The sequence below is a fragment of the Cupriavidus pauculus genome (genome assembly GCF_022179805.1).
Lineage (GTDB): Bacteria > Pseudomonadota > Gammaproteobacteria > Burkholderiales > Burkholderiaceae > Cupriavidus > Cupriavidus pauculus_E.
On record NZ_BPUO01000031.1, the window covers coordinates 1 to 20,532 of the forward strand.

A 20,532-nucleotide genomic window follows, 5' to 3' on the forward strand; every position below is an offset into this window, starting at 1 on the left:
GATGGTTCACCAGGTCGCCCAGGCGGTCTGACGACATATCCATGCCGTAGACCTCCCACTGCGTGGTTTCCAGGATGCGGCGCGTCAGGTGATGGCCGATGAAGCCGTTGACGCCAAGAATCAGGACCTTTTTCATCGGTTTCCTTTCAGGATGCTGTGTGAATGTTCTGGAATTCGGTAACGGAGACCGGGCTCGCGTTGTCGGCGCTGGTGCCTTGCAGCAATTGCAGCACCGACAGCGCGCCGCCATCGCCACAGACGGCGACGATGCGGCCGTTGGCCACGTGCAGACCCGGCGCCAGGCCGGCGGGCACGGCACCGGCTTCGAGCCGGCGCGCCTGCGCCACGATCAGGCGACGGCCGCCAATGTCCGTGAACGCGCCGGGGTAGGGCGGCGCCACGGCACGGATCAGGTTGTATACGGCAGCGGCCGGCTGCTTGAAATCGATGCGGCCGTCCTCGGGTTTGCGACCCGAGAAATAGCTGCCGTCGGCCAGCCGGTTGGGCCGCTTGGGCGTGTGGCCGGCCTTCATGGCGGGCAGCACGCGCCAGAGCGTCTGCTCGGCGGCCACGGTGACTTTCTCGAAGACCTGGCCGGCGGTGTCGTCGGGCAGGATCGGCACGGACGTCTGGTCCACGATGTAGCCGGCGTCGGGCTTGGCTTCCATCGCGTGGAGCGTTGCGCCCGTCTCGGTCTCGCCATGCAGCACCGCCCAGTTCACGGGCACGCGGCCGCGGTACTTGGGCAGCAGCGAACCGTGCATGTTGAAGGCGCCGCGCGGGGCAATCGCCAGCAGGTCGGCCGGGATCATCGAGCGGTAGTAGAACGAGAAGATCACGTCAGGCTGCGCCGCGCGTACGGCGTCGGCCAGCACGGGGTCGCTCGGATCCTCGCCGTAGACGAAGGACAGGTTCAGCTCGGCGGCGGTATCGGCCACGCGCTGGAACCAGATGTTCTCGTCGGGGCGGTCGCGGTGGGTGACCACCAGCGCCACGTCCACGCCCTGCGCGTGCAGCACGCGCAGGCAGCGGTCGCCCACGTTGTGATAGGCAAAGACTACGGCGCGCACGATGCTGCCTCCGGTTCAGTGCCAGTTTGCGGATCGCGTTCAAGCACGGCCTGGATGCGGTAACGCGGCCGGTCGCGCACTTCCTGGTAGATGCGGCCGATGTACTCGCCCAGCAGGCCGATGCCGAACAGCATGATGCCCATCAGGAAGAAGTTGAAGGCGAACAGTGTGAACACACCCTGGACTTCAGAGCCCAGAATGAAGCGGCGAATCAGCAGCACCAGGAACAGTCCCGCCGACGTGATCGACAGCATGGTGCCGATGGCCGAGAACCACTGCAGTGGCACGATCGAGAAACCGGTCACCAGGTCGAAGTTCAGGCGGATAAGCTGGTACAGCGAATACTTCGACTCGCCTGCATGGCGCTGCTCGTGGCCCACCTCGATCTCGACCGGGTTGGACGAAAACGTATAGGCCAGTGCCGGAATGAACGTGTTGACTTCGCGGCAGGCGTTGATCGTGTCGATGACGTTGCGGTCGTAGGCGCGCAGCATGCAGCCCTGGTCCGTCATCTTGATCTTGGTGATGCGCTCGCGCAGCCGGTTCATCGCGCGCGACGCATAGCGGCGCCAGGCCGTGTCGTTGCGCTGGCGGCGGATGGTGCCTACGTAGTCGTGGCCCTTGCGCATCTCGGCCACCAGGCGCGGGATTTCCTCGGGCGGATTCTGCAGGTCGGCATCGAGCGTGATCACGATGCGGCCGCGCGTGTGTTCGAAGCCGGCCAGGATAGCCATGTGCTGGCCGAAGTTGCCGTTGAACAGGATCACGCGCGTCACGTCGGGGCGCTTGTGGTACTGGGCGGCCAGCATCGACGCGGAGCGGTCCACGCTGCCGTCGTTGACGAAGATGATCTCGTACGATTCGCCCAGGCCGTCCAGCGCCGGATACACACGGTCGAACAGCGCCTGCAGGCCGCTTTCCTCGTTATAGACGGGAATGACGACCGAGACCTCGACGGGACTTAGTGAGAGAGACGTTTGCATGTTTCGCTAAGAGTTGCGCATACCCGCTCCACATCGGCGGCTTGCATGGCGGGGAACAGCGGCAGCGTGACGATGCCGCGCCCGATGCGTTCGGCATGCGGCAGCATGCCTTCGGACCAGCCGAGCGAGCGGAAATAGCTGAACAGGTGAACCGGCGGATAGTGCACGCCCGTGCCGACGCCGCGCTCGCGCAGGGCCTCCATGACGAGCTTGCGCGCCTCGGGGCGGCCGCCTTGCATGCGGTCGGTGGGCAGCACCACCTGGAACATATGCCAGTTGGTGGTGGCCACATCGGCGTCGCGCGGCACGGGCAGTTCGATGCCAAGGTCGGCCAGGCCCATGTCCGCGGCCACGCGGAAGTAGGTCTCGGCCAGTTCCGCGCGGCGCGCGGTGATGGTGTCGAGCTGCTGAAGCTGGGCCAGGCCGATGGCGGCGTTGACGTCGGTCAGGTTGAACTTGCCGCCGGGCTCCTCGACGTCCATGCCGTCCATGCCGGTACGGATCACGCCCTGCAGCCGCAGGCGCTCGGCGCGCTGCGCTTCCTCGGGCGTGTTCATCACCAGGCAGCCGCCTTCGACCGTGGTGATGTTCTTGTTGGCCTGGAAGCTGAAGCTGACCAGATCGCCAAAGGCGCCGATGCGCTGGCCGCGCCAGCGCGAGTCGATGGCCTGCGCGGCGTCTTCGATCACGCGCAGGTTGTGCCGGCGGGCGATGGCATACAGGCGGTCCATGTCGACGGGCAGGCCGGACAGGTACACCGGAATGATGGCCCGCGTGCGCGGCGTGATGGCGGCTTCGACGGCGTCGAGGTCGATATTGCGCGTGACCGGGTCGATGTCGACGAACACCGGCTTGGCGCCCACGGTCAGCACCACGTTGGCCGTGGCCACCCAGGTGATCGGCGTGGTGATGACTTCGTCGCCCGGGCCGATGTCGGCAATGCGCAGCGCGATTTCCATCGTGGCAGAGCCATTGGAGAACGTGCGCACCGGACGTCCGCCGAACAGCTCGGACAGCGCGGCTTCAAACGCCTGGACCTTGGGGCCGGAAGTGATCCAGCCCGATGCCAGCACCTTGCCGACCTCGGCAATGGTGGCGTCGTCGATCTGGGGCCGGACGAACGGCAGGAAATCCTGCGGAGCGGAAGCAGTCATGGGGGCGTCAGGAACGGGCAATCAGGAAAACGCCGGCAAGGATCAATACGATACCCGCCATGCGCAGCGGGCCGATCATCTCGCCGAACAGCCACCATGCAGCCAGGGCATTGACCACGTAGCCAAGCGACAGCATGGGATAGGCAATCGACACATCCACGCGCGACAGCCCGACGATCCACACGCCGACGCTGATCACATAGCAGGTCAGGCCGGCAATCACGGGCCACTGCGTCAGCACCCGGAACGCCGTGTTCAGGATGGTGGCGCGCTCGATCGTGATGGCGCCCACGGCGTTGGTGCCGGCCTTGAGCAGCAGCTGGGCGCAGGCATTGAGCAACACGCCTGTAAAGATAAATGCAAAAGTCGAAATGTTCATGGGGCGTTCGGTACGACTACTTTCTTGGCAACTACTGAACCTTGGCCGGTGCCGGCAGCGGGAAATTGCTCACGACGACGCGTCGCACGTCACGTGCCACCACGTACATGGGCACCTGCTGGGCCGCCAGTTCCTTGTAGGTATCGGGCGACATGATACCGAGCGCGGGCTGGCCGTCCGTCCATTTGGCGACGAAGGCGTCCATGGTCGGGATCCACTTGTCCGGCTCCTGCTCCGTGCCGAACTCGAGTTCGTCGGCAAACGCCACCATCGTGAGCGTACGGCCCAGGTAGAAGGGTAGTGTGTGATCCAGCATGCGTACGCCGTAAATCGGCATGTCGTCCTTGAGCACGGCCTTGATGGCGGGCAGCATGTCCACGCCAGAGGCGCGCCGGCCCATCACTTCATGGCCCAGCAGCCCGATGGTGCACGTCAGGTACATGGCCAGCGCGAACGCGGCAATGCTCGGGAACAGGCCACGCGTGCGCAGCAGGCGGCGCGCCAGCAGCATGCCGGCCAGCAGCACGGCAAACGCCACGCCAATATAGACGGCAAAGGCGCGGAACACCTCGTTCGGGTTGGTATCGCGATCCAGCGTGGCCACCACGGGCGCCGCGATCAGGCCCACCACCGCCAGCACCAGCAGGCCGTTGATCTGGCGATTCCACGAGCGGTCGTTGATCTGGTCCAGCGCCACGGCTGCCAGGATGGCCAGGGCCGGGAACACGGGCACGATATAGCCCGGCAGCTTCGATCCCGACAGGCTGAAGAAGACGAAGATCGCCGCGAACCAGACCAGGCTCATCAGCGCGGGCTGGAACGGCTTGCCGCCGGCATTGCCATGCACGGTGCCGGCGCGGTCGCGCACCACGTCCCACATGCGCGGGGTCAGGCCCAGCCACGGCAGCATGCCGGCCAGCAGCAGCGGCACGAAGTACCAGATCGAGCCCTTGCGCGCGTGCACCGTGGACGTATAGCGGTCCCAGTGCTCATGGATAAAGAAGAAATGCGGGAAATCAGGATTTTTGGCCGAGATCAGCCAGAACCACGGCACCGTGACCACCAGCATGGCCACCACGCCCAACGGCACATGCAGCCGGCGCCACAGGCCCCAGTCGCGCGTGACCAGCGTGTAGACCACCAGCACCAGGCCGGGCAGGGCGATGCCGACCAGGCCCTTGGTCAGGATGGCCACGCCCATCGCCGCCCAGCACGCCACCATCCACCAGCGGCGTGCGCCGGGCGAGGTCTCGGGGTGCTGTGCCAGCAGCATGAAGGCCAGTACGCACGCCAGCGCGCCCGACAGCGTCATGTCCAGGGAATTGAAATGGCCCGCCACGCTCCACATCGGCATGGCCAGCATCACCAGGCCGGCCAGCAGCCCGGCGCGGCAGCCAAACCAGCGCGCGGCCGCCATCATGGTCACGCCCAGCCCGAGGATGCCCGACAGCGCCACGCACAGCCGCGCCTGCCAGTCCCCCACGCCAAACAGTTCGTAGGCGATGGTGGTCACCCACATGTGGAACGGGGGCTTTTCGAAGTACTTCAGGGCGTTGTAGCGGATGGTCACCCAGTCGCCGCTGGCGAACATCTCGCGCGAGATCTCGGCATAGCGGCCTTCGTCGGGGCGCAGCAGATGGCGGGCGTCGAGCGTGCCGAACCAGAGCAGCAGCACGGCAATCGCGATAAATGCCACCATGCCGACAGGCAGCCCGGCTCGGCGCGTGGGCGAAGAACTACGCATATCTCTCCTGAAATGGCCGGGAATCCGGAGGCTTTTTCGTGCGTCGCCTTGTGGCGAACACCCCACAACGCGCCATGGGCCGGATCGGTGGACACATGGTCCGATCGGGCGGCTGTGCGAGCCGCGGCCCAGGCCGGAAGACAGCCACGCAGGCCGAAATCCGGCCTGGGCACTGCCACGGGCGCGCAATGGTAGCACGAGCGCATTCCTCGCCCCGCCGTTTTGGCGGCTGCGGGCGCGGGGTCTGGCCGGAACCCCATTTCCGCCGCGCGCATTTCGCGCAATACTTGCGCCATTCCGGCACATTGCGTGCAGAAGCTGACGCCCCCTGTCACTGCCGCCGCCGGCCATTGAACGGACGACTGCCATGAGACCGCCGCTACTGCCGTGGTTGCTGACCGCTGTAATGAACACGGCACTTGCCCAGGCTTCGGCGCCCGAGGCCGCCCCGGTATCGGGCATGTCGCCACCCATGCCCGGCGCGGCCGCGCTGTGCGACGCGCCCTGGTTCCGTTCCGGGTCGCGCGTGCAGATGGAAGGCGATGGCCAGATTCCGATGTCGATCACGATGACACTGCGCGATGTCATGCGTACGGCACGTGGCTGCAGCGCCCAGCTGGAGGTCCGGTCCAAGTCGGCCTTTGCGGCGCTGATGGGCCCGCCCGTGGTCATGGACCAGGTGCACGAGATCAATATCGACCGCAACGCCACCACGATGCGCACCCGCATCGACAGCCGCAACGCTGTGATCAACGCGCGGGCGCGTTATGCGCGGATGTTCGGCGAGGCGTCGTTCAACGGCAGCGGCGTATTCAACTACGCCGGGGTGGAAATCAAGGAAGGCGCCACGCTGGAAGGCGAGACCTTCCAGTCCAGCGTATCGCTGAAAATCTACCCGCTGGGCAAGGACGAGGTGGTGGGGTCGATGCAGGCGCTGCATGCGTCGATCATCGTCGGGTCGCGGCATGTGGGCCGCAAGCAGATGATCAACACGGTGATGGGCCGCAAGGAATGCATGCCCATCACCTACGAGAAGCGCACGTCGCTGGGGCCGCTGATGGTGGGTGACGAAATCCTGCAGCTGGAACCGAGCGTGCTGCACGTGACCGACTGGTATTGCCCGATGGAGGCATTCGTCATGCGCACGGAAATCCGGCAGAACAACGTGGTGCAGCGCGTGGACGTGACCGCGCTGGAGTTGCTGGACCCGAATGACGACGGGCGGTAGTGCGGTAGTGGGGCGATTCCGTTGCGGAGAATGAAAAAAGGAGTCCGTTGGGACTCCTTTTTTGCTTTGCGGTCGGCAATCTGAACCGCGCGGGGTACTTAATTGCCTTGCGTCTTCTTGGTCGACGTCGACTTGCTGGCCTTCGGCTTCTTCGGGGCCGGCGTGGTCTGGTCGGTCAGGTCGGCGCGCGTGCTCTTGTTCGCGCCTTGCGAATACGGATCGAACTTGTCGCCGGACTTCGCGCCCTGGCTGTAGGTGTCGAACTTTTCGCCGGACTTGGCGCCTTGCGAGTACGGGTCGAACGACTTCTTGTCCTGCGCGACTGCAGCCACGGAAGCGGTGGCAAGACCCAGTGCGATGGCGGTGGCGATCAGTGTCTTCATGGAGTTCTCCTTAGAGTTGCCGCCGGATTGGTGATGCACGATGGCGGTTCGACGTTATTGCCGATCCTACCCGATGGTAGAACCAGGCTCGGGCCAGTGTGGACAAGGGCGCCAAGCGCGTCAACTCAGGGCTTTTCCGGGGGCAAGCCCCCGGAAATGCTTACTCCGTCACAACATCCGAAGGGTGCTTCCAGGCTTGCAGCACTTCGGTCGACGGCGCCAGGGCCAGGTTTGTGCCACGCGTGCCAATCGGCTGCTGGAACCAGCGCTTCTGCAGCGCGGCGGCGTCCGGGCCTGCAAACGTCTTGGCCAGCGTCTGGTCCACCAGCTGCTTCCACTCGGCATCGGCCTTGGACATCATCAGCGCGTTCTGTTCGACGGACAGGGCCGGACCGACGATGACATATTGCGACGGGTCCTTGGACTTGGCACGCAGGCCGGCCAGCAGCACGTCATCCATCACGAAAGCCTGGGCGCGGCCCGTTTCCAGCAGCAGGAACGACTCGCCGTGATCCTTGGCGTAGACGTCGCGGAAGCCATACTCGGCCTTCAGGCGGCGCACGTGGCGGTCGCCCGTCGAACCGGCGCTGGTCACCACGGTCTTGCCGCGCAGGTCGGCCAGCGTCTTGATGCCCGAGTCGGCGCGCACCAGCATGCGCACGGTGGAAACATAGTGCGACACGCTGAAGGCCACCTGCTTCTGGCGTTCCAGCGTATTGGTATTAGGCGCGCAGTCCAGGTCGGCCAGCCCGTTCACCATGGCGGGCACGCGGTTCTGCGGCGTCAGCGGCAGCCAGCGTACCTTGATGTCCTTCAGTCCCAGCTTCTGGCGGGCGGCTTCGGCCACGCGCAGGCACAGGTCCACGGCATAGCCGGCCGGCTGGCCCTTGTCGTCGGCGAACGAGAACGGCAGCGCCGATTCACGGTAGCCCAGCGTGATGGTGCCGGTGTCGCGGATCTTGTCGAGGACAGGGGTTTGCGCCTGGGCGGCGGGCACCAGGGCGCCAGCCAGGGCGAGACCAGCAAGCAGGCGGCGGATGGAAGCGAAACGGGCAGGCAGGGACATGTTCGGAATAAGGGCGTGAAGCGTAAGGACCGAAGGGTAAACCCGCGCCCCTGCGCCGCGAAGAATTTGTTTCTTATTAGCTAATGCCCCGGATGCCCGAAAGCGGTGCATTGGGCACCCCTGATATGTGGTCAATTAGACACACAATCGCCACAAACACATTAGATTACATTCGTTACGGTGTGGGTTACCGGGTCGCCCAAGGCTGAACGCACCGATCCGGTTACAATGCGGCCCATTTTGCATTTCCCGAACAAGAAATAAATGAGCCCCCGTCCTTCCCGTCTGGCATGTGTGGACGCACTGAAGGCGGTCAGCTCGCAGCTGATCGTGTTGCACCACCTGGCTTTCTACGGACCGATGTCCGATGTCGCCCAGTCGCTGGCGCCAGGTCTGATTGGCTGGCTGGCCGACTACGCGCGCATTGCCGTGCAGGTGTTCCTGGTGATCAGCGGCTTTCTGGCCGCGCGTAGCCTTGCCCCTGGCGGCCACCTGACCGTTGCCAATCCGCTGACCACCGTGTGGCGCCGCTACCAGAAACTGGTGGTGCCCTTTGCGGCCGCAATCCTCGTGGCGATCGTGGGTGCTGCCATCGCGCGCACCTGGATGCAGCACGACTCGATTCCCGCCGCGCCGCACCTGGCCCAGTTCGTGGCCCATCTGCTGTTGCTGCACAACATCCTTGATGTGGACGCGCTGTCGGCCGGCGTCTGGTATATCGCCATCGACCTGCAACTGTTCGCATTGATGGTGCTGGCGCTCTGGCTAGCCCGCGCGATGGCCCGGCAGGCGTTGCCGCTGGGCGTGCCGGTGGTGGCCGCGCTGGCGGTGGCGTCGCTGTTCTGGTTCAACCGCGATGCGTCGTGGGATATCTGGGCGATCTACTTCTTCGGCGCCTACGGCATGGGTTCGCTGGCCTTCTGGGCGTCGAATCCGGGGCGCTCCGCGTGGCCGTTGCTGGCGCTGGCCGGTATTGGCCTGGCGGCGCTGGCCGTGGACTTCCGGCTGCGTATCGCGGTGGCGCTGGCCACGGCGCTGCTGCTGGCCATCTCGCGGCGCGGCGGTTGGCTGGAACACTGGCCGGGCGGGCGCCTGACGGCGTACTTCGGCCGGATCTCCTATTCGGTGTTCCTGGTGCACTTTCCGGTATGCCTGGTCGTCAATGCCGTGGTCACGCATGTGGTCCCTGGCCAGCCGGCGCTCAATGCGCTGGGCATGGGGCTGGCGTGGGTGGCCAGCAACGTCGCTGGCGCGCTGTTCCACCGGTATGTGGAGTCGGCGAGCCCGGTGCAGGCTGTGGTGGGATGGCTCACCGCCGACCTTCCGGCCCGCGCGCGCGGCCGGCTGACTCGCCAGGCAGAAAGCTGACCCGGCTGGCTTCCAGGCCGAAACAAAAAAGGCACGTCCCGGTGGGCGTGCCTTTTTTGTTGTGCGGGCGTCAGGCCGTGTGGGTCGTCAGCGTCCGCAGCGTCGTGGGATCGGTAATCAGGCGATCCCAGATCACCGGTGCGCCTCTTTCGAGCGGTGCCTTTTCCATGGTCTTGTCGTGCGACAGCACGCAGCGTGTGCGGGGCCGGTCGCCTTCGAGCAGTACCGTGCAGGCTTGCGGCAGCGAGGGGTCCAGCTTTGGAGACGGTGCCGGGGCAGGAATGGCGGCGCGGGCCATTGCCGGGGCCAGCGTCAGCGCCAGCATCAGGGCCAGTGCGGCGGCCGATCGATTGGGGGTAAGGGTTGGGGTGAGGGGCGACTTTTTCATTTGATACTCCATGCTTGTTCGAGCAGGGGCGTTTGCGGCCCCGACGCATGGAAGTATCTGTAGCCAACTCTCCTCTCGAAATAGCCGGATGACTAAAACGGGGCGGACTACGCTGAATGGCGACGTCCATGCACCGCGTTGGTTTGCCGGCGGCGCCGGGGCGGTGCGTACGGGATGCCACTAACGGTAACAACCCCACTTGGGCGTTGGCATGAACGTTGCCTACTATGAACATGTAAACCTGACCATCTGGTCAGGATTCGTGTTCCGGTTGATGACCGGGGAGGCGAACCATGTCCGACCATATCGTCCTGACCTCGCATGCGCGCCGCGACAAGCCGGCCGAGCCCATTCACTGGGGCGCGCCCACCGCGGCCGAGCGAGGACCAGTGATTGCCAGCCTGACCGACCCGGCCCAGCGTAATGTGATCGGCACGCATGCCGGCGCCTACGCCATCTACCGGGCGCTGGCCGTGGCCTCGGGCAGCCTCCAGCGCGCGCATCGTCCTGACCTGACCGATACCGCACCCGCCGAGCCGATCGGCCCCCATGCCCAGTGGGGCGATCCGGACAAGATCGTGTCGCTCGACCCATGGGGTCACCTGGTGTCGACCGCATTTGCCGACCGCATCGCCGCCGGCTTCGATATCCGCCCGACGATTGCCATCACCCGGGCCCATATCAACATGCCGGAACTGGGCGGGGCCATCGCCGCAGGCCGGCTCACCCCCGACGGCCAGATCCTGTATGCCAACGGCGATGTGCGCGTGACCAAGGCCGCCATCGACCCGGTCTGGTACCTGCCGGGCATCGCGCGCCGGTTCGATATCAAGGAAAGCGTGCTGCGGCGCAGCCTGTTCGAGCAGACCGGCGGGATGTTCCCGGAACTGGTCACGCGGCCTGACCTGAAGGTCTTCCTGCCCCCCATCGGTGGCATGACGCTTTATTTCTTTGGCGATATCGCCAAGCTGGGCCAGCCCGAGACCAAGGTGGCATGCCGGGTGCATGACGAATGCAATGGCTCCGATGTCTTCGGATCGGATATCTGCACATGCCGGCCCTACCTGGCGCACGGCATCGAGGTTTGTATCGAGATGGCGCAGCAGGGCGGCGTAGGCCTGGTGGTCTATAACCGGAAGGAAGGCCGCGCGTTGGGCGAGGTCACCAAGTTCTTGGTCTATAACGCACGCAAGCGCCAGGTGGGCGGTGACCGTGCGGAGACGTATTTCGCGCGCACCGAGTGCGTGGCCGGCGTGCAGGACATGCGCTTCCAGGAGCTGATGCCCGACGTCTTTCACTGGCTCGGCATCCGGCGCATCGACCGCTGGGCCTCGATGAGCAACATGAAGCATGGCGCGCTGACGGCGCAGGGTATCGAGGTGGTGGAGCAGGTGCCCATTCCCGAGGCGCTGATCCCGGCCGATGCGCGCGTGGAAATCGATGCGAAGGTGGCGGCGGGTTACTTCACCAGCTACACGCCGCCGGATGCCAACGAACTAGCCCTGGCAAAGGGCAGGGGGTTGAACGAATGAACCAACATCCCGCAGGAGGTACGACCGGGCACGAACCAGGCACAGGCAGCGGCTGGCATAGCCCGGTGCCTGCCGATCATCCCGCTTCCGCGCTGCTGGGCGGCGCGGCGGTGCGCACGCACTGCGCGGTCGTGACCGACTTCGTCGCATCCGGCGAGTCCGAGCTGTTCACGTGGCACCCGGACCGTGTCCACGCGATTGCCGACTACGTGGCCGCCACGATCCGGCGCCGCTATCCGGACCTGCAGGTGCCGTATCACAGCCGCTGGCGCCATTTCGAAAGCGGCGGGCCGGGGCAGGAGGCCATCAACCGCTGGCAGATCCTGTGCGAACGCGCGGGCATGTCGGGCGCGGACCATTGTGCGGACCGCGCGCGCATCGGCATCGACCTGGTCATTCCGAGCGTGCTGCTCGATGCCGGTGCGGGGCCCGACTGGCGCTACCGCGATCCGGCCAGCGACATGATGCTGACGCGGTCCGAGGGCCTGGGCGTGGCCAGCTTCGACCTGTTCGCGCGTGGCGGCTTCTCGGCCGAGTCGGGCGATCCGCTGCGAGCCGACGCCGACCGGCTGGCTCGGATCGATGCCTCCACCATCGCCACGGCGTTCCAGGTGGCCCAGCACAATCCGCTGGTGGGGCTGGAAGGGCGCGCCGGGCTGCTGCGACGGCTGGGCGAAGTCATGCAGGCCACGCCGGCGGTGTTCGGTACGCCGGCCCGGCTGGGCAACCTGTTCGACTACCTGGCCGCGTATGCCACCAACAACCAGATCGAGGCCGGCTTCGTGCTGCGCACGCTGCTGGTGGCGCTGGGTCCGGTCTGGCCGGGCCGCGTACAGATCGATGGCGTGTCGCTGGGCGACTGCTGGCGCCACCCGGCGGCGCCGGGCGGGCTGGTGCCGTTCCACAAGCTCACGCAGTGGCTGACCTATTCGCTGCTGGAACCGCTGGAGGACGGCGGACTGACCGTGGTGGGGCTGGATGCGCTGACCGGCCTGCCCGAGTACCGCAACGGCGGGCTGCTCTATGACTTCGAGCTGACCGTGCCGCGTGACCCCGAATTCGCCAGCCGCACGCATACGGTGGACGAACCGGAGATCGTCGAATGGCGCGCGCTGACCGTGACGGGGCTTGATCTCGTGGCCGATGCGGTGCGCCAGGCGCTGGGTCTGAAGGAAACGGACTTTCCGCTGGCGCGCGTGCTGGAAGGCGGCACATGGGCCGCGGGGCGGCGCATCGCGGCACAGCGCCGGGCACCGGGCGGGCCGCCGCCGTTCGCGATCCAGAGCGACGGCACGGTGTTCTAGCGCTGACGCAATAGCGCCGCACAGCAGCAAGCGATTGACAGCAGTTGGCAGGCAGCCAGAACGCGGCGGGCCCGGGGGCCCGCTGCGCCCGAACCGGTCGAGTGTCCCGGAACAACAAGGAGCGCACCATGAACGACATGTCCGACGTACCCACGGCCGCGCAGGCCTTTGCCGAGTCGGAAGGCACGACGCCGACGGTGATGGTGGTCAACCATCCGCTGGTGCAGCACAAGGTCACGCTGGTGCGCAGCGAGGAAACCACCACCGACAACTTTCGCCGCCTGGTGCGCGAGATCAGCCAGTTGCTGACGTACGAGGCCACGCGCGACCTGGCCATGGAGACCATCGCCATCAAGACGCCCATCGCGCCGATGCAGTCGCCGGTGCTGTCGGGCAAGAAACTCTGCCTGGTGTCGATCCTGCGCGCGGGCAATGGCTTCCTGGACGGCATGCTCGACCTGCTGCCCGCCGCGCGCGTCGGGCATATCGGCCTGTATCGCGATCCGGAGACGCTGGAGCCGATCGAGTACTACTTCAAGATGCCCGAGGACATCGAAGAACGCTTCGTGATCGTGGTGGACCCGATGCTGGCCACGGGCAATTCCGCCATCGCCGCCATCAACCGCCTCAAGGAAGCTGGCGTTACCACGATGAAGTACGTCTGCCTGATTGCGTCGCGCCCCGGGCTGCGCGCGCTGCGGGCCGCGCATCCTGACGTGGCCATCGTCACCGCCGCCATCGACGAAGAGCTGAACGAGCATGGCTACATCGTGCCGGGCCTGGGCGATGCTGGCGACCGGCTCTACGGCACGAAATGATGGACGCCCTGGCGCGCGCGCCGCTGTCCACGCGCGCATCCGATTCGGCGCCTCCTGGCGGGCGTATCCGCCAGGAGAACGAGGCGCTGATCGTGCGGGCGGCCGAGCACGTGTTCGCGCGGGCCGGGTTTGCCGGTGCCACGATGGCTGACATCGCCGCGCGTGCCGGCGTGCCGAAGTCGAACCTGCATTACTACTTCCGCACCAAGCAGGCGCTGTATCGCGCGGTGCTGGCTCATACGCTGACGCTGTGGCTGTCGGAGACCGACATCATCAGCGCCGAGCACTCGCCACGGCTGGCACTGGAGCAATACATCCGCGCCAAGATGCGGCTGTCGGCCAGTCACCCCGATGCGTCGCGCGTGTTTGCCAACGAGCTGCTGCATGGCGCGCCCGAGATCGGCAACGTGCTGCGCCAGGCGTTGCGCGAACTGGTGGCACGCAAGGCGCTGGTGATCCGCGCCTGGATCGACGGCGGGCAGATGGCGCCCGTCGACCCCTACCACCTGTTCTTCACGATCTGGGCTGCCACCCAGACCTATGCCGATTTCGAGGCGCAGGTCTGCGCGGTGCTGGGCGTGAGCCAGCTCGAAGAGGACGACTTCGACCGCGCCACCGAGCACCTGGTGGGGCTGCTGCTGCGCGGCTGCGGCCTGCACGAAGCCGGGCTCGATCCCGATCCGGAGTCCGCCTGAGCCGGCGGACTTGCCCGGAATCAAACCGAAGCATCAAACCAATCCACCACGCGCCATGCGCGCCAACAACGTAGAAAAAGGGGAGTGAAGTCATGCACAACGGAAGCGACCGTCGTACCTGGATCAAGGCCGCCGCGGCGGCCACGGCGCTGGCCGCCATCGGTCTGTCGCCCGGCGCCCACGCGCAGGCGAAGATCAAGGTGGCGGCGGTCTACACGGTGCCCGTGGAACAGCAGTGGGTGTCGCGCATCCACAAGGCGCTCAACGAGGCCAAGGCGCGCGGCGAGATCGACTACGTGTTCTCTGAAAGCGTGTCGAACGCCGACTACGAGCGCGTGATGCGGCAGTACGCGGAGCAGGGCTCCGGGCTGATCGTCGGCGAATCGTTCGCGGTGGAAGGCGCGGCGCGCAAGGTGGCCAAGGATTATCCGAAGACTGCTTTCCTGATGGGATCCTCGGGCAAGCCGCAGGCGCCCAACTTCTCGGTGTTCGACAACTACATCCAGGAGCCGTCGTACCTGACCGGCATGATCGCGGGCGGCATGACCAAGACCAACCATATCGGCATGGTCGGCGGCTATGCGATTCCGGAGGTGAACCGCCTGATGCACGCGTTCATGGAAGGCGCGCGCGAGGTGAATCCCAAGGTCAAGTTCACGGTCAGCTTTATCGGGTCGTGGTTCGACCCGCCCAAGGCCAAGGAGGCCGCGTTCGCGATGATCGACAAGGGCGCCGACGTGCTCTACGCCGAGCGCTTTGGCGTGTCGGACGCCGCCAAGGAACGCGGCAAGCTGGCCATCGGCAACGTCATCAACACGCAGCCGCAGTATCCCGCCACCGTGGTGGCGTCGGCGCTGTGGAACATGGAGCCGACCATCGCCGCCGCGCTGGCCAAGGTGAAGGCTGGCCAGTTCAAGAACGAGGACTACGGCCAGTATTCGCTGATGAAGCACAAGGGTGCCGAGCTGGCGCCGCTGGGCACGTTCGAGGGCAAGGTGCCGGCCGACGTGATGACCAAGGTGCGGGCCAAGGAACGCGCGATCCTGGACGGCAAGTTCACGGTCAAGGTGGTGGAGGCCGAGCCGAAGTCGACGCCTTAAGCGCGTAGAACCGGCAGCAGGCGCGCCGCACGCGCGCCGGACGGCCCCGTTCCACCCGGACGGGGCCTTGTTTCTTTCTTCTATTTTCAGAATCGATGTCCCAGCCACCGCCGGTGCTCCGGCTCTCGCACATCACCAAACGGTTTGGCCCGCTGCTGGCCAACGACGACATCTCGCTTGACCTGCATCGGGGCGAAGTGCTGGCCCTGCTTGGCGAAAACGGCGCCGGCAAGAGCACGCTGGTCAATATCCTGTTCGGCCACTACATTGCCGACGCCGGCAGCGTCGAGGTGGACGGGGTGGTGCTGCCGCCCGGCAATCCGCGCGCCGCGCTGGCCGCCGGGGTGGGCATGGTCCACCAGCATTTCACGCTGGCCGACAACCTGTCGGTGCTGGACAACATCCTGATCGGCACCGAGCCGCTCTGGCGCTGGCGCCAGCAGCGCGCCGCCGCGCAAGCCCGGATCCGCGACCTGGCGGCACGCTTCGGACTGGCCGTGCAGCCGCAGGCGCGTGTGGGCGCGCTGTCGGTGGGCGAGCGCCAGCGCGTGGAAATCGTCAAGGCGCTGTATCGCGGCGCACGCGTGCTGATCCTGGACGAGCCCACGGCCGTGCTGACCCCGCAGGAGGCAGACAGCCTGTTCGGCACGCTGGCCCAACTGATTGCCGAAGGGCTGTCGGTCATCTTTATCAGCCACAAGCTCGACGAGGTGCTGCGCGTCTCGCATCGCGTGGCGGTGCTGCGTGGCGGCCGGCTCGTGGCCGAGCGCCGCGCGGGCGAGACCGGCAAGGCCGAACTGGCCGAACTGATGGTGGGGCGCCGCGTGGACATGCCCACGCGCGAGGTGGCTGCCTCGGGCGGCGATGTGGTGGCGATGCTCGACCGCGTCAGCGTGTCCGCCGCGGACGGCCGGGCGGGGCTTAACGACGTGACACTTGATCTGCGTGCCGGCGAGATCGTCGGCATCGCCGGGGTGTCGGGCAATGGACAGGTGGCGCTGGCGGAGCTGATGAGCGGCGTGGTGCCGGCATCGGCGGGCCGCCTTGCCGTGTGCGGACAGGCGCTGCCCGCGTCGCCACGCCAGTGGATTGGCGCCGGGGTGGCGCGCATCCCCGAAGACCGGCATGCCGAGGGCGCGGTGGGCGACCTTGCGGTCTGGGAGAACGTGGTCATCGAGCAGCTTGGCAACCGCGCCTTCGTGCGCGGGGGCGTGATTCGTGGTGCGGCGTCGCGGCGCTTTGCCAAGGAACTGGTGGGGCGTTTCGACGTGCGCGGCGGCGGCATCGACGTGCCGACGCGTACGCTCTCCGGCGGCAACATGCAGAAGCTGATCCTGGGGCGCGCGTTTTCCGTGCGCGGGGACCGCACGCCGGTGCTGGTGGTGGCCAGCCAGCCAACCTGGGGCCTGGACATCGGCGCGGTGGCCTATGTGTGCGGCCAGTTGCTGCAAGCGGCGGCGCAGGGTGCGGCCGTGCTGCTGATTTCCGAGGACCTGGACGAACTGATGGCGCTGTCCGACCGCATTGCCGTGATCCACGCCGGACGCCTGACGCCGGCGCGCGTGACGTCGGCCTGGACGCTGGCCTCGCTGGGGCTGGCCATGGCCGGTGCCGGCACCGATGCCTCGCATGCGGAGGTGGCCCATGCGGCTTGAAGCCCGATCTTCCGTTTCACGCACCGCGCTGGTCATGGCGCCCGTTGGTGCGATCGTGGTGACCCTGCTGGTCTGCGCGGGGCTGGTGGCGCTGGCGGGCGCGCCGGTCGGCAAGGCTTACCTGCTGCTGCTGGAAGGCGGATTTGGCTCGCGCTTTGCGTGGTCCGAGACGCTGACGCGCGCCACGCCGCTGATCCTGACCGGGCTGGCGGTGGCCGTGGCATTCCGCACCCGGCTTTTCAACATCGGCGCCGAGGGGCAGTTGTACCTCGGGGCGCTGGCCGCCGTGGCCGTGGGCGGCCAGGTGGACGGTGCGGCGGCACCCTGGGCGGCGGCGCTGCCCACGGGCGTGCTGTTCGGCCTGATGGTGGCCGCCGGCATGCTGGCCGGCGCGCTGTTGCTGCTGCTGCCGGCCATGCTGAAGCTCCGGCTCGGGGTGGACGAGGTGGTGACCACGCTGCTGCTCAACTTCATTGTCTTGCTGGGTGTGTCGATGATGCTCGATGGGCCGATGAAGGACCCGCTGGCGATGGGCTGGCCGCAATCGGTGGCGCTGGTGCCGGAACTGGAACTGTCGCGGCTGATGGAACGGTCGCGTGCGCACAGCGGGCTGCTGGGGGCGGTGGGCCTGGCGCTGCTGGTCTGGGCAATCAATCGCTTCACGGTGTTCGGCCTGCAGATGCGCGCGGTGGGCGCCAACGCGCGGGCGGCCGCGTTCGCGGGCATGCCCGTGGCACGCGTGACGCTGCTGGCGGCGGCGCTGTCCGGTGCGCTGGCGGGACTGGCCGGCGTGGTGGAAGTGGCTGGGCGCACCGGCTACCTGACGCTCGACATGTCGCCCGGCTACGGCTACACCGGCGTGGTGATCGCCATGCTGGCCGGCCTGCATCCGGTGGGCGTGGTGGCGGCGGCAATCTTCGTGGCCGGCATCCTGGTGGGTGCCGACGGCATGAGCCGCGCGGTGGGGGTGCCCAACACGATCGCGGACGTGGTCGTGGCGGTGGCCTTGCTGGCGATGCTGGTGGCCACGATGCTGGCGCGCTATCGCATCCGGTTCGACCGCGTTGGAAAGGTGGCCTGATGGAACTGTTCGATATTCTGGCGGGCGCGCCGTTCTGGATTGCGGTGCTGCGCGTGGCCACGCCACTGATCTTCGGCACGCTGGGCGTGCTGCTGTGCGAGCGTGCCGGCGTGCTGAACCTCGGCATCGAGGGCATCATGGTGGCCGGCGCGTTCTCGGGCTGGCTGGCGGTCTATCACGGCGCGCCGCTGTGGGGCGGGGTGGCTGCGGCCGCTGCGGTTGGGCTGGCCTTTGGGCTGCTGCATGGCTGGCTGACCGTGTCGATGGCACTGTCGCAGCACGTGGCGGGCCTGGGCGTGACGATGCTGGCCACGAGCGTGTCCTATTACGCGTACCGACTTGGTTTTGCGCAGGTGTCCACGCCGCCGACCATCACGCCGTTCGCGCCGATGACATGGTGGGCCGATGTGCCGCTGGTCGGCACGGTCATGGCCGCCGAAACCGCGCTGACGTCGCTGGCGCTGGTGCTGGTGCCCGTGCTGGGCTGGTTGCTGTATCGCACGCCGCTGGGGCTGGCGGTGCGCATGGTCGGCGAGAATCCCTCGGCGGCCGAAGGGCAGGGCATTCGCGTGGGCGCGGTGCGCATCGGCGCGATCATGGCCGGCTCGGCGCTGATGGCCGTGGGCGGCGCCTTCCTGACGCTGTCCGCGTTCAACGCGTTCTTCTTCAACATGATCAACGGACGCGGCTGGATCTGTGTGGCGCTGGTGGTGTTTGCGTCGTGGCGGCCGGGCCGGGCGCTGCTTGGCGCGATACTGTTCGCGGCCTTCGACGCGTTGCAACTGCGGCTGCAGCAGGGCGGAGCCAGCCTGCCGGGCCTGCCGCCGCTGCCGTACCAGATCTACCTGATGCTGCCCTATATCCTGTCGATCCTTGCGCTGGTGCTGGTGGCGCGGCGCGCGGCCTATCCGCAGGCGCTGATGAAACCGTACCGCAAGGGCGAACGCTGAACCCATCCGGAAAGAACACTCATGCTCGATACCATCCTTCGTCATTGCAACCTGCCCGATGGCCGTACCAACGTCGACATCGGCATCGCGGACGGCCGCATTGCCGCCGTGGCGCCGCAACTGGCGGCCAGCGCCGGCGAGGAAATCGATGCGGCGGGCCAGCTTGTGACGCCGCCGTTCGTCGATGCGCACTTCCATATGGATTCCACGCTGTCATACGGGCTGCCGCGCGTGAACCAGTCCGGCACGCTGCTGGAGGGCATCGCGCTGTGGGGCGAACTGAAGCCGCTGCTGACGCAGGACGCCATCGTCGAACGCGCGCTGGCCTACTGCGACTGGGCCGTGGCGCGCGGGCTGCTGGCGATACGGTCGCACGTCGACGTCTGCGATCCGCGCCTGCTGGCCACCGAGGCGCTGCTGCATGTGCGCGAGCGCGTGAAGCCGTATCTCGACCTGCAACTGGTGGCATTCCCGCAGGATGGCGTACTGCGCTCGGCCGGCGCGCTGGGCAACCTGCGGCGCGCGCTGGACATGGGTGTGGATGTGGTGGGCGGCATCCCGCATTTCGAGCGGACGATGGCGGACGGCGCGGCGTCGGTGAAGCTGCTGTGCGAGGAGGCCGCCAACCGTGGCCTGCGCGTGGACATGCATTGCGACGAGACCGACGACCCGATGTCGCGCCATATCGAAACACTCGCGAGCGAGTCGGTACGGCTGGGGCTGCAAGGCCGTGTCACGGGGTCGCACCTGACGTCGATGCATTCGATGGACAACTACTACGTGTCCAAGCTGCTGCCGCTGATACGCGAGGGCGGCGTGGCGGCCATCGCCAATCCGCTGATCAACATCACGCTGCAGGGGCGCCACGACACCTATCCGAAACGGCGCGGCATGACGCGCGTGCCCGAGATGCTGGCGGCCGGGATTCCGGTGGCCTTCGGGCACGACTGCGTGATGGACCCCTGGTACAGCCTGGGGTCGGGCGACATGCTGGAGGTGTCGCACATGGGACTGCACGTGGCGCAAATGACCGGGCAGGACGCCATGCACGCCTGCTTCCGGGCGGTGACCGAAACCCCGGCAACCATCCTGGGGCTGGAAGGCTACGGCCTGGAGCCGGGCTGCCGCGCGGACCTGGTCCTGCTCCAGGCGCGCGACCCCGTGGAGGCGATCCGGCTGCGTGCCACGCGACTGATGGTGATGCGCGCGGGCAAGGTGGTGTCCCGCACGGTGCCCGCCACGGCCACGCTGTCGCTGCCGGGCCGGCCGACCGAAGTCGACTTCGGTCTACACCGGGCGTGAAGCAGGAATTTTTGAAGTTTCTATGAGAAGGGTGTTGACAGGTAGCAGTCGGCTCAGCATAATCACGTTCTTCGCATCGCAGCAGCAATTCAGCGAGACGAAGCCCAGATGGCGGAATTGGTAGACGCACTAGGTTCAGGTCCTAGCGGTGGCAACACTGTGGAGGTTCGAGTCCTCTTCTGGGCACCAAATATGAAGACCCTGCTCAACGAGCAGGGTCTTTTCATTTGTACTTTTGGTTTTCTCCCCTCTCCCGCGTTGCGGGAGAGGGGCGGGGGTGAGGGCGCGGCGGTTCAAACTGCCACATGTCGCGTCTTGATGCGCTGGGGCGC

20 protein-coding genes and 1 tRNA gene are annotated in these 20,532 nt (G+C 66.8%); 12 read left to right on the forward strand and 9 right to left on the reverse strand.

The window, feature by feature from the left end:
- From MFF62_RS30455 to MFF62_RS30480, 6 genes are all read right to left on the reverse strand, one after another.
- Positions 1-136: NAD-dependent epimerase/dehydratase family protein (locus MFF62_RS30455; RefSeq protein WP_146002161.1), on the reverse strand; the 136-nt coding region annotated here is incomplete at its 3' end.
- Between the two features lie 10 nt (positions 137-146).
- A complete protein-coding gene (locus MFF62_RS30460; RefSeq protein WP_238267849.1) occupies positions 147-1,070 on the reverse strand; it encodes a formyltransferase in 924 nt (307 codons plus the stop codon).
- Positions 1,058-2,053 (reverse strand): glycosyltransferase, encoded by a 996-nt coding sequence (locus MFF62_RS30465; RefSeq protein WP_238267851.1) that lies wholly within the window; start codon positions 2,051-2,053, stop codon positions 1,058-1,060. Before MFF62_RS30465 ends, MFF62_RS30460 begins: the two co-directional genes overlap by 13 nt.
- Positions 2,032-3,207: a DegT/DnrJ/EryC1/StrS family aminotransferase gene (locus MFF62_RS30470; RefSeq protein ID WP_238267853.1), complete on the reverse strand. Its 1,176-nt coding sequence runs from the start codon at positions 3,205-3,207 to the stop codon at positions 2,032-2,034. The genes MFF62_RS30465 and MFF62_RS30470 overlap by 22 nt, the downstream gene beginning before the upstream one ends.
- Before the next feature lie 7 nt (positions 3,208-3,214).
- Positions 3,215-3,586, reverse strand: coding sequence for a DMT family transporter (locus tag MFF62_RS30475; RefSeq protein ID WP_238267855.1), 372 nt, complete (start codon positions 3,584-3,586; stop codon positions 3,215-3,217).
- Between the two features lie 31 nt (positions 3,587-3,617).
- Positions 3,618-5,330 carry a glycosyltransferase family 39 protein gene (locus MFF62_RS30480; RefSeq protein ID WP_238267857.1) on the reverse strand — a complete coding sequence of 571 codons (1,713 nt, stop codon included), beginning with the start codon at positions 5,328-5,330 and terminating at the stop codon, positions 3,618-3,620.
- A gap of 367 nt (positions 5,331-5,697) precedes the next feature.
- Here MFF62_RS30480 and MFF62_RS30485 point away from each other — a divergent pair, with 367 nt between their 5' ends.
- Complete coding sequence (locus MFF62_RS30485) at positions 5,698-6,558, forward strand: hypothetical protein (RefSeq protein WP_238267859.1); 861 nt, start codon at positions 5,698-5,700, stop codon at positions 6,556-6,558.
- 98 nt (positions 6,559-6,656) lie between these two features.
- Here the strand turns inward: MFF62_RS30485 and MFF62_RS30490 are convergent, their stop codons facing one another.
- Positions 6,657-6,941 (reverse strand): amino acid ABC transporter permease, encoded by a 285-nt coding sequence (locus MFF62_RS30490; protein ID WP_238267862.1) that lies wholly within the window; start codon positions 6,939-6,941, stop codon positions 6,657-6,659.
- Between the two features lie 160 nt (positions 6,942-7,101).
- Positions 7,102-8,007, reverse strand: a complete 906-nt coding sequence (locus MFF62_RS30495) for an amino acid ABC transporter substrate-binding protein (RefSeq protein WP_238267863.1) — start codon at positions 8,005-8,007, stop codon at positions 7,102-7,104.
- Between the two features lie 264 nt (positions 8,008-8,271).
- On the opposite strand from MFF62_RS30495, the gene MFF62_RS30500 reads away from it, so the two are divergent.
- Complete coding sequence (locus tag MFF62_RS30500; RefSeq protein WP_238267870.1) at positions 8,272-9,375, forward strand: acyltransferase family protein; 1,104 nt, start codon at positions 8,272-8,274, stop codon at positions 9,373-9,375.
- Between the two features lie 70 nt (positions 9,376-9,445).
- Here the strand turns inward: MFF62_RS30500 and MFF62_RS30505 are convergent, their stop codons facing one another.
- The gene (locus MFF62_RS30505; RefSeq protein ID WP_238267872.1) at positions 9,446-9,763 is read right to left on the reverse strand and encodes a hypothetical protein; all 318 of its coding nucleotides are present in this window, start codon (positions 9,761-9,763) and stop codon (positions 9,446-9,448) included.
- Positions 9,764-10,056: 293 nt separating this feature from the next.
- Between MFF62_RS30505 and MFF62_RS30510 the strand changes: the two genes are divergently transcribed.
- The 10 genes from MFF62_RS30510 to MFF62_RS30555 all read left to right on the forward strand — a co-directional run bounded on the left by MFF62_RS30510 (position 10,057) and on the right by MFF62_RS30555 (position 20,389).
- Positions 10,057-11,295, forward strand: coding sequence for a GTP cyclohydrolase II (locus MFF62_RS30510; protein ID WP_238267873.1), 1,239 nt, complete (start codon positions 10,057-10,059; stop codon positions 11,293-11,295).
- On the forward strand, positions 11,292-12,599 hold the full coding sequence (locus tag MFF62_RS30515; RefSeq protein ID WP_238267874.1) for a URC4/urg3 family protein: 1,308 nt from the start codon (positions 11,292-11,294) through the stop codon (positions 12,597-12,599). The genes MFF62_RS30510 and MFF62_RS30515 overlap by 4 nt, the downstream gene beginning before the upstream one ends.
- Positions 12,600-12,727: 128 nt before the next feature.
- Positions 12,728-13,417, forward strand: a complete 690-nt coding sequence (gene upp / locus MFF62_RS30520) for a uracil phosphoribosyltransferase (protein WP_404990866.1) — start codon at positions 12,728-12,730, stop codon at positions 13,415-13,417.
- Positions 13,417-14,112 carry a TetR/AcrR family transcriptional regulator gene (locus MFF62_RS30525; RefSeq protein ID WP_238267889.1) on the forward strand — a complete coding sequence of 232 codons (696 nt, stop codon included), beginning with the start codon at positions 13,417-13,419 and terminating at the stop codon, positions 14,110-14,112. The genes upp and MFF62_RS30525 overlap by 1 nt, the downstream gene beginning before the upstream one ends.
- A 92-nt stretch (positions 14,113-14,204) precedes the next feature.
- Positions 14,205-15,212 (forward strand): BMP family protein, encoded by a 1,008-nt coding sequence (locus MFF62_RS30530; RefSeq protein ID WP_238267875.1) that lies wholly within the window; start codon positions 14,205-14,207, stop codon positions 15,210-15,212.
- A 95-nt stretch (positions 15,213-15,307) separates the two neighbouring features.
- A complete protein-coding gene (locus tag MFF62_RS30535) occupies positions 15,308-16,867 on the forward strand; it encodes an ABC transporter ATP-binding protein (RefSeq protein WP_238267878.1) in 1,560 nt (519 codons plus the stop codon).
- The gene (locus tag MFF62_RS30540; RefSeq protein ID WP_238267880.1) at positions 16,857-17,948 is read left to right on the forward strand and encodes an ABC transporter permease; all 1,092 of its coding nucleotides are present in this window, start codon (positions 16,857-16,859) and stop codon (positions 17,946-17,948) included. The genes MFF62_RS30535 and MFF62_RS30540 overlap by 11 nt, the downstream gene beginning before the upstream one ends.
- A complete protein-coding gene (locus MFF62_RS30545) occupies positions 17,948-18,898 on the forward strand; it encodes an ABC transporter permease (protein ID WP_238267882.1) in 951 nt (316 codons plus the stop codon). The genes MFF62_RS30540 and MFF62_RS30545 overlap by 1 nt, the downstream gene beginning before the upstream one ends.
- 21 nt (positions 18,899-18,919) lie before the next feature.
- Complete coding sequence (locus MFF62_RS30550) at positions 18,920-20,200, forward strand: amidohydrolase family protein (RefSeq protein WP_238267884.1); 1,281 nt, start codon at positions 18,920-18,922, stop codon at positions 20,198-20,200.
- Between the two features lie 102 nt (positions 20,201-20,302).
- Positions 20,303-20,389, forward strand: a tRNA-Leu gene (locus tag MFF62_RS30555).
- The last annotated feature ends 143 nt before the right edge of the window (positions 20,390-20,532 follow it).